1 protein-coding gene is annotated in these 1600 nt (G+C 46.3%); it reads left to right on the top strand.

Annotated elements, in window-relative coordinates; all coding sequences use genetic code 11:
• The coding region (locus ACFILH_RS00790; RefSeq protein WP_375667227.1) for a hemagglutinin repeat-containing protein at positions 1-1600 on the top strand (1600 nt) is incomplete at both ends.

The raw sequence follows: 1600 nt of genomic DNA, 5'->3' as shown, positions 1-1600 counted from the left end.
TAGGCTCTGATGTTCAAGCAACGGATAAACTTCTCTTGCAAGCTGAGAGCAATGTTTCGATTGATGCCACACGCAACAGTGCCAATAGCCATCGCGGGGATCAAACCTTTCATGTCGCCGTGCACAATGGCTCTCATTTAAGTTCTGGAAAAGAGACCACTGTTCTCTCTGGAAAAGATATCCATATTGCTGCTTCCGATATAGATGCCAAGGGCAATGTTGGTCTTGGTGCCCAAGGGGAGATAACAATAGGGGTGAGAAACGATGAGATGGAGTATCATCTTCGCACCAAAAACACGAAAGTGGACATGCAAGCTTCTCATGCGGTTGGATCTTCGATAAAATCTGGAGGTGATACCACGGTCATTACAGGGCAGGATGGCAAACCGCATGATCTTAGCATTACAGGTAGTTCCATTGCGGCTGATGGCAAGGTAGGGCTGAAAGCCAGCAACGATGTCCTGATCAATAATGCAGAGGATAGCTTACATTATGAGATGTCGTATCACAAAGACGGTGGGGTGTTTAGTAGCAGCAAATCTGAGCATAACAAGATGGATGTGAGCCAAGTTGTGGGGTCAAGCATAACAGGGGGTGAAGGCATTGCCATTGATTCCGGAAACAACACGGAAGTTGTAGCCTCGATGCTCGTAGCCGGTAAGGCAGAGGAAACGTCAGGAGAGAAAGCACCAGGAGAACAGAAACAAGCGGATATTACCATTCACTCTGGGGGAAAGATTACTATCAAAGGCGCCCAAGAACACTTGGATCAGCAAGCACAATCGTCATCAAGTGGCTTTTTGCATGAGAAATCGTCCGATACATCTCAATCGCATACCACAACGGTCTCCTCTATCCTTGGGGCAACGGGCAACATCGTGTTAGACGCACAAGGAGAAGCCAAGATTTCTGCTTCTCATCTGCTTTCCGGTCAAGATATCAATGTGAGCGGAGAAAGTGTGACGATTGATGGCATGACAGATCATCATAAGAGCCATTCAGAGGAGCATGAAACAGGTTTTGGTGTGGGATCAGGCAAGGGCTTTGTGTCGATATACGGGAGTGAGGGAAAGACAGAAAATGAAGAGAGTTTTGAGCATCAAGGTTCTTCTCTCAATGCGGATGGCAATATCAACATCACTGCCAAGAAAAAAGATGTGAAAATTGTTGGCTCTGACCTTGCAGGGGAAAATGTTAATCTTACCGCAGCGCATGATGTGAATGTGCTTGTTGGTCATAATAGCCATTCCTCAAGCTCAAAGGAAGAACGTACAGGTTTTGGCATTCAGTTTGAAAAGAGCAACAGCGGTGCTTCTGTAGGTGTTGGAATTGCAAGCGCCAAAGATACGGGCGATCAATGGGAAACCACTTCCACACAATCACACATCACGGCACGCCAAGATGTGCAGATTACTGCTGACAATGATGTAAATATGCAAGCAGCCATTGTTTCGGCGGATCGTGATGTCAACATTGATGCCGGCAATAATATCACCCTATCAGAAAGCTATGATACCTCTAACGCAAAAGAAAAGCATGAAAAGTCTTTTGCTGGTGTGACAACTTCCGTTGATATCGGTGTCCTTGGCACGGTACAAGG

The sequence above is a fragment of the Bartonella sp. CL435QHHD genome (assembly GCF_042195095.1).
In the GTDB taxonomy this organism is placed as follows: domain Bacteria; phylum Pseudomonadota; class Alphaproteobacteria; order Rhizobiales; family Rhizobiaceae; genus Bartonella.
The sequence above is the reverse complement of the archived record's forward strand: the minus strand, read 5'-3'. Positions and strand labels throughout refer to the sequence as shown.